Source organism: Peribacillus sp. P4_D6 (assembly GCF_056401795.1).
Genome location: NZ_JBFUIQ010000049.1, coordinates 20,557 through 27,224, shown reverse-complemented (window position 1 = coordinate 27,224; position 6,668 = coordinate 20,557). Strand labels below are relative to the sequence as shown.

The window sequence follows — 6,668 nt, the reverse complement described above, 5'->3', positions numbered from 1 at the left end:
ATAATATCACCGATTAAAAAATAAATATCAACTACAATAGAGTTATAAACTCTATCAAACTTTAAAAGGACCGCTGCCAGATGCTGACACGGTCCTTTTGTGATTCCCTATATTATTGTTCACGCTTTTTGTTTTTACCCATAATGAAGATGGGCTCCAACTCATTTTCTTCGTAAAGGAATGATAGAGCCGTAATCGGAACATGACCGCTGGCAAAGAAGCTCATCGCCATTTGCGCCAGAATATCATAGCCCGTATCATTCTTCACATCGGCAATGATGATGACATCCTGATGGGGAATGGCCACAGCCATGGTTCCCTCGACCTTGTCCTTCATTTCCCGAAGCCATGATTCATTCAGGATCCTGCTGGCATCATATCCATCATTCGTGTTCAAAAAATAAAATGCATTACCTGCAACGATATCCGACTTCATTTCAGTGGAGAGCGAACGGGCATTAAAAAGGGCAATTTCTCGGATCCTGTCACCCTGCCAGTTTTCCCGTTGAATCATCTTTTCATCTATAAGACGGTAGGTTTTACCTAAATCAAGGGCATAAAAAATCCGGGTTTCAGCTGTATGCTCATCGAATAAAAACGGATTTCCGTCTTCCGATTCCATTGGAAAGGAGGTCGAGCGGATGACTGGGAAAATGAATTTCTCCTTGCCTTCCATGCTGTGTTCTCCCCCCATCACATTCAGGGCCTCTTCCACGTAATAAATAATTTCATCGATGGCCTTTTCCTGTACGTTTTCATAGTTAGCAAGTACAGGAGGCAACTCGATGGTGATCCCTTTCCCGGTCTTCACATTTTCCACCCGTAACGTATCTTGCTTGCTATCGAATTTGAATGTCCGACCCTCATCTTTTAAACGTTCCTTCAAAATATTTTTCAGCTTCGTGCTGTCCATTTTCATGACTGACCCTCCTCTTCATTGAAAAATCCCCAGCGAGAAGGGGATTTTGATTATAGTGATTGAATGAATTCCTCAATTTGTTCTTGCGTTTTGCGATCCTTGCTCACGAATCTGCCTAGCTCTTTACCATTATCATAGGCGATGAAACTTGGTATGCCGAATACATCATTAGCCGCACACACATCGATGAATTCATCACGGTCCACATAAATGAATGTAAAATCAGGAAATTTCGTTTCTATCTCCGGCATTATCGGTTCGATTACACGGCAATCTCCACACCATGTAGCGGAAAAAAGAAAGATATGTTTGCCTTCATTTTTCAATGCATCATATTGCTCGACGGTTTGTAACTTTTCCATTTGAATATTCCTCCTGCTCTAAATGACACCTTAATTTTTTATAATCCCATCATACCAGACTCTCCTCGAATCAACCATTAATACGGATCGGTTGAAAGGCAGGGTTCAGCTTATCTCTGGGGCACGGATGAAACGATTTCCATCATTTGTTTTGCATCGGTTTTTAATTGGTCTTTATCCGTTTCCGTTGTCAGTTTCACCCCGCCGATCCCCACTGCAAGCTCATACTTTTCTTTCGGTATTTCTTTAATTGAAATAAAGCCGAATTTATCATCAGTTTGAAAAGAATGCAGCACTTCAAATTGATCCTCTTGTTCCTTAATCGCCAAATATAACACGGAACTGTCTTCTTTTTCATTTGGATTGACAAATAATATATAAATCTGATCACCTTTTTGTAAAATCAAGTTATTATCATGTTCTTCCACTACTTTAAAATCCTTGGGCAGATGGACCTGAATTAGCCCTGCCTCTTGATTGGGCTGTTTTTCATCGTCACGAAAAGCCACTTCAGCAGCCTTCATTGCCTTTTCGGTTTGTCTCTCGATCCCTGAGCAGCCTACGATCAAACTGCTTATCAACAGGATAACAAGGAAATTCTTATTCGATAAAGCCATCGTCATTCCTCCAGCCGTCTCTTTTACTATCTTAAGGATAATATTATCCTTATTTATGGAATTCATCCATTTTCTAAAAAACATGGTACAATGAAAGCAATTTTAATATCGAGGAGGAAAACAATGAAGTTAACCGTTTATCTTGCTGGGGAAATCCATTCAAATTGGAGAAATGAGTTGAGAGATAAAGCCGCTGCACTGAAGCTTCCATTAGAATTCGTCGGCCCGATGGAAAATCATGAACGCTCCGATAATATCGGTGAAGATGTCCTCGGGGAACAGCCGAATCCTATCCTGAAGGATGCAGCCGCTTCCCAAATCAATAATTTGCGGACAGGTCTTTTGATGAAAAAAGCCGATCTTGTCGTCGCTCTGTTTGGCGAGAAATATAAGCAGTGGAATACTGCCATGGACGCAAGCACCGCCATTTCCCTGGGAAAACCGCTTATTTTGATTCGCCCGGAAACCCATCACCATGCCTTAAAGGAATTATCGGAAAAGGCGAGTGTCACGGTCGAATCCGTGAACCAAGCCATGAAGGTGCTTTCCTATATTTTTGAAGACGGGCTGTAAATCTCCCTGCCCTTAACCAGCACAAAAATGAAGGGCTGATCATTTCATATTTACAAATAAAAAAGCTTGCAGGGGCAAATTAGATGCCTCCCCCCCTGCAAGCGAATAACGAATGATTTTGATGGTTGAATACTATCCCTTTTTAATCGGAATCCAAATTTCGGAGTAATAGTCAGGGTTTGAAGCATCCGCATTGTCGTATACTTCCAATTCAGGAGTTCCGGCATGTTCATGACCGCTCGTAGGGAACCATTCGGAAAAAATCCGCTTCCAAGCTTGTTGCATGCTATCAGGCATAGGTCCGTGAACTTCAAATACAACCCACTTAGAAGCCGGTATCGTAATGGTCGAAAACTCTTCAGGCACTTTCCCGGCATACTCTGCACCTATCCAATAATCCATCGTTTCACTTTTTTCCACATTACGCTTATCGACACATACACCAAGCAAACCATTTATTTGGCCATTGTTCAACTTCGCTAACCTATCTCCTGTTCCATTCGAATTGACTTTCTCCCACAACTTTGGAATCCCAATCAAATTCTCTTCATTAACCAAGGAAAATTCTTGCTTGATTCCTATCAATTGAAAGGAATCCCTTTCAAGGATATTGTATTTCATCGGTTTTGCCCCTTTCAGAATGACCTGTATCATCAGGCGTTCATAGAATTTCAGCTTCCCCATATACTTTCGCGCTTCGCTTGGAGATACCCCATGCTGCCTTCGAAAAGCTTTTGAGAATGCCTCGGGGGTGTCATAGCCGTACTTGTAGGCTAAATCAATGACCTTGCCATTTGTGGATGATATCTCCTGGGCAGCTAAAGTCAGTCTCCGACGCCGGATATATTCACCAATGGAAATATCCGTTAAAATGGTGAAGGTCCGTTGAAAATGAAAAGCCGAAGCATTCGCCTGCCTGGAAATGCTCTCGATCGTAAGGTCCTCCAATAAGTGCTCTTCGATATAGTCGATGGCCTTTTGGATTGRCTCTACCCACCCCATATCCGCTCACCCCTTGTCACTATAGTACCAAGACCGCTCTATAAAACCCTGTCTTATTCTGCTCAGTTATGGCAGTGTTCGTTTCCATTCGAAGACGCCTTTCCATGACAGTGATTCATAAATCGTGCCTTCTCATTTTCAGCTTATATTCGTGTTGACCGGCTAGCATCCTCATGATATGAAGGAACATTTCTCCCCTCGTGATTCGCTCATTTGTAAATACGCCGATCGCCCCTTCCTTTTTGCTAATATTCTCTTGCTTTGTGAAGGCGTCCATCACCGGGCCCAACTCTTCACCGTCCAGCACCTTCCCGGCAACGATTCCCGGAACCGGGATTCTCGCTCCGGCAGCTACAAAAACCTCACCGCCCCTCGTGGCCATTGCACCCCAATTACACAGAAACAGGGCTTGTCCCATTTTCACGACACCGCCTTCAAGTCCGATACCCATATCGGCATCACTGTGAATCAAGCAATTCCGGGCACGTGTCATGGCCCCCTCCATCGTTTCCTCATCTGAAAAAGGCTGTTCCGGAACCCCGCTCTCCACTTGAAGCGAAATGATTTCAGCATCTTCATATACACCAAGCACGGCACTTATTTTCGCCGGATTCTTACTGCCTACTGCTATTTTCAATATAATTACCTTCCTTCTATGTAAAAAAAGCTGATGGAAAAGGATTATGACACCATCCCTTTCCATTTCAGCTTCCTCCATCAACCGTTTTTTATCAAGGTTTCGAATGTCGTTTTATCACAGGAACGAACCAATTTCCCTATCAGTTCACGGGCAGCGGCATAATCATCAATATGAATCATGGATGCATGTGTATGAATATAGCGGGAACAAATGCCGATCACCCCGCTTGGAATGCCTTCGTTTGCAATATGGACTTGCCCTGCATCAGTGCCGCCCTGAGAAACGAAATATTGATACGGAATCTCATTCGATTCGGCCGTATCAAGGATGAATTCCCTCATGCCGCGATGCGTAACCATCGAACGATCAAAAATGCGGAGCAGTGCCCCTTTTCCCAACTGGCCAAATTCACTTTTACTGCCGGACATATCGTTCGCCGGACTTGCATCCAAAGCAAAGAAAAGATCCGGTTTGATCATATGTGCTGCAGTTTGCGCACCCCGTAATCCCACTTCCTCCTGGACGGTTGCCCCGGAATATAAGACATTCGGCAGCGTTTCACCTTTTAAATCTTTTAACAATTCAATCGCAAGTCCGCAGCCATAACGATTATCCCACGCTTTTGCGAGGMTTTTCTTCTCATTGGCCATCGGCGTGAATGGACAAATCGGTACAATCTGCTGACCGGGCTTAATACCGATTCTCTTCACATCTTCCTTATCATCCGCCCCAATATCAATCAGCATATTTTTGATATCCATTGGTTTTGAGCGTTGCGACTCATCAAGCAAATGGGGCGGAATCGAACCGATGACACCAATGACCGGACCGTTATCGGTTATGATCTCGACTCTTTGGGCCAAAAGCACTTGGCTCCACCAGCCTCCTAGGGTCTGAAAGCGAATCATTCCATTTTCTGTTACAGATGTGACCATGAATCCCACTTCATCCATGTGCCCGGCAACCAGGACGGTCGGCCCATCCTCATTGCCTCTTTTTACGCCAAATATTCCGCCCAGGCGATCTTGAACGATTTCGTCCGAATACTTTTGCAACTCACTCTTCATGAAACTCCGAACTGCATGTTCATTTCCCGAGGCTCCCGGTAATTCCGTCAATGTTTTAAAAAGCTCCAAAGTCTCATGATTCATTTTTCTACCCCTAACTATGTATTGTTTCTTTCTATTTTACAAAACTTAGCATCATGTTACACTAGAAAGTTCTAATTTATCAGTTTATGGGTAAAATTTCAAATTATTAGTCAAATAAAGCGTTCTTCTGTATACTAGAAGAAGTGATTTTATAAAATGCAATGGAGGAGAAATCAATGAATTGGAAAACGTTTTTACTAGGTACTGCAGCCGGGTTTGCTGCTGGCTATGCAGCAAAACAATTATTGGATCAATCAAGTAAACCTTCTCCCGATAAAGTCTTGGCCCAAGTGAAGGAAACAGTCAAAAAGGACGGAAATATATATGGCTCATGGATCTTGATGAAGCCGGAGAACTATACAAAAAACGATTTGGACTATGAAGTGTACAAAGGCGGGATCACCAGAAATACAGAAGGTAAACGCGAGCAATTCGAATTTGTTGCAGATGCTTCGACAGGAACGATATTGGAGCTTAATGCTCAAAATGATTGAAACAAAAAAAGGAGGGCCGTCAGATGACGTCCTCCTTGTGCTTTCCTTTTAACGCTTCCGCTTCAATTCGGCTAGTATCTCCTTACCCGTTACATCCCATTTGATGGCACAGTATTTGGCATCATGGTAAAAGCTATACCAGGACCCATTTTCCAGTCCGGATTTCATCCACTTTTCCTTCGCCTCTATGGAAGTCATGGGATAATCATCATAAGCGAGGACCCAGAGGACATTCGCATGCGCGTGCGTCGGCATGATATCTGCCATGTGGATCAATCTATCCCCGCCATCCTCTATGATGATGATCGCATGTCCATCACTATGCCCCCCGGTATGGATCATTTTAATGCCGGCCGTAATTTCCTGTTCCCCTTCAAAAGGACGTACAAGAGAAGCGACAGCCTCCCAGTTTTCTGACCAATATGTACTTTTTGAACGAATATTCGGGTTTTTCATTTCCGCCCATTCCGTTTTGGTCGTAATGATTTCTGCACGCTCGAAAACAGGCACCCAAGTTTCACCTTCACGTTTCGTCAACCCGCAGGCATGATCGAAATGTAGATGGGTCATTAAAATGTAATCGATATCATTTGGCTGAATCCCAAGTCTGCCAAGATCTTCGACAAGATGCGATTCCTCCGTCACCCCAAAATTCCGTTTCTGCKTGTCATTCATCTTTCCATTGCCAATGCCGGAATCTATAAGCATATTCAATCCATTAGCCTGGACCAAAATCGGATCCGTACGTAACTCGATTTGGTTATTTTCGTTAACGGGATACTTCTTGGACCAAAGCGGTTTCGGTACAACACCGAACATCGCCCCGCCATCCAAGTGTGTCACACCGCCATTCAACCATGTTAATTTTATTTCCCCTATTTGCATCGTTTCCATTTTACCCCTCCTCTGC

9 protein-coding genes are annotated in these 6,668 nt (G+C 43.6%); 2 read left to right on the top strand and 7 right to left on the bottom strand.

Annotated elements, in window-relative coordinates; genetic code table 11:
* Window positions 1–112: 112 nt before the first annotated feature.
* The 3 genes from AC1DVB_RS15520 to AC1DVB_RS15510 all read right to left on the bottom strand — a co-directional run bounded on the left by AC1DVB_RS15520 (window position 113) and on the right by AC1DVB_RS15510 (window position 1,898).
* Window positions 113–919, bottom strand: coding sequence for a DUF1444 domain-containing protein (locus AC1DVB_RS15520; RefSeq protein ID WP_057276737.1), 807 nt, complete (start codon window positions 917–919; stop codon window positions 113–115).
* A 50-nt stretch (window positions 920–969) separates the two neighbouring features.
* Window positions 970–1,281: a thioredoxin family protein gene (locus tag AC1DVB_RS15515; protein ID WP_034309264.1), complete on the bottom strand. Its 312-nt coding sequence runs from the start codon at window positions 1,279–1,281 to the stop codon at window positions 970–972.
* A 110-nt stretch (window positions 1,282–1,391) separates the two neighbouring features.
* Entirely contained in the window at window positions 1,392–1,898 is a 507-nt protein-coding gene (locus AC1DVB_RS15510) for a hypothetical protein (protein WP_057276738.1), read from the bottom strand.
* Window positions 1,899–2,021: 123 nt separating this feature from the next.
* Here AC1DVB_RS15510 and AC1DVB_RS15505 point away from each other — a divergent pair, with 123 nt between their 5' ends.
* On the top strand, window positions 2,022–2,471 hold the full coding sequence (locus tag AC1DVB_RS15505; protein ID WP_057276739.1) for a YtoQ family protein: 450 nt from the start codon (window positions 2,022–2,024) through the stop codon (window positions 2,469–2,471).
* Between the two features lie 132 nt (window positions 2,472–2,603).
* Here AC1DVB_RS15505 and AC1DVB_RS15500 read toward each other — a convergent pair whose 3' ends face one another.
* From AC1DVB_RS15500 to AC1DVB_RS15490, 3 genes are all read right to left on the bottom strand, one after another.
* Window positions 2,604–3,473: an AraC family transcriptional regulator gene (locus AC1DVB_RS15500; protein ID WP_477589895.1), complete on the bottom strand. Its 870-nt coding sequence runs from the start codon at window positions 3,471–3,473 to the stop codon at window positions 2,604–2,606.
* A gap of 115 nt (window positions 3,474–3,588) precedes the next feature.
* Window positions 3,589–4,110: a DUF84 family protein gene (locus AC1DVB_RS15495; protein ID WP_057277074.1), complete on the bottom strand. Its 522-nt coding sequence runs from the start codon at window positions 4,108–4,110 to the stop codon at window positions 3,589–3,591.
* An 80-nt stretch (window positions 4,111–4,190) separates the two neighbouring features.
* On the bottom strand, window positions 4,191–5,264 hold the full coding sequence (locus AC1DVB_RS15490; RefSeq protein ID WP_477589893.1) for a M42 family metallopeptidase: 1,074 nt from the start codon (window positions 5,262–5,264) through the stop codon (window positions 4,191–4,193).
* A gap of 176 nt (window positions 5,265–5,440) precedes the next feature.
* Between AC1DVB_RS15490 and AC1DVB_RS15485 the strand changes: the two genes are divergently transcribed.
* Window positions 5,441–5,758: a PepSY domain-containing protein gene (locus AC1DVB_RS15485; RefSeq protein ID WP_034309283.1), complete on the top strand. Its 318-nt coding sequence runs from the start codon at window positions 5,441–5,443 to the stop codon at window positions 5,756–5,758.
* 48 nt (window positions 5,759–5,806) lie between these two features.
* On the opposite strand, the gene AC1DVB_RS15480 is transcribed toward AC1DVB_RS15485, so the two are convergent.
* Window positions 5,807–6,652 (bottom strand): YtnP family quorum-quenching lactonase, encoded by an 846-nt coding sequence (locus AC1DVB_RS15480; protein WP_477589891.1) that lies wholly within the window; start codon window positions 6,650–6,652, stop codon window positions 5,807–5,809.
* Between the last annotated feature and the right edge of the window lie 16 nt (window positions 6,653–6,668).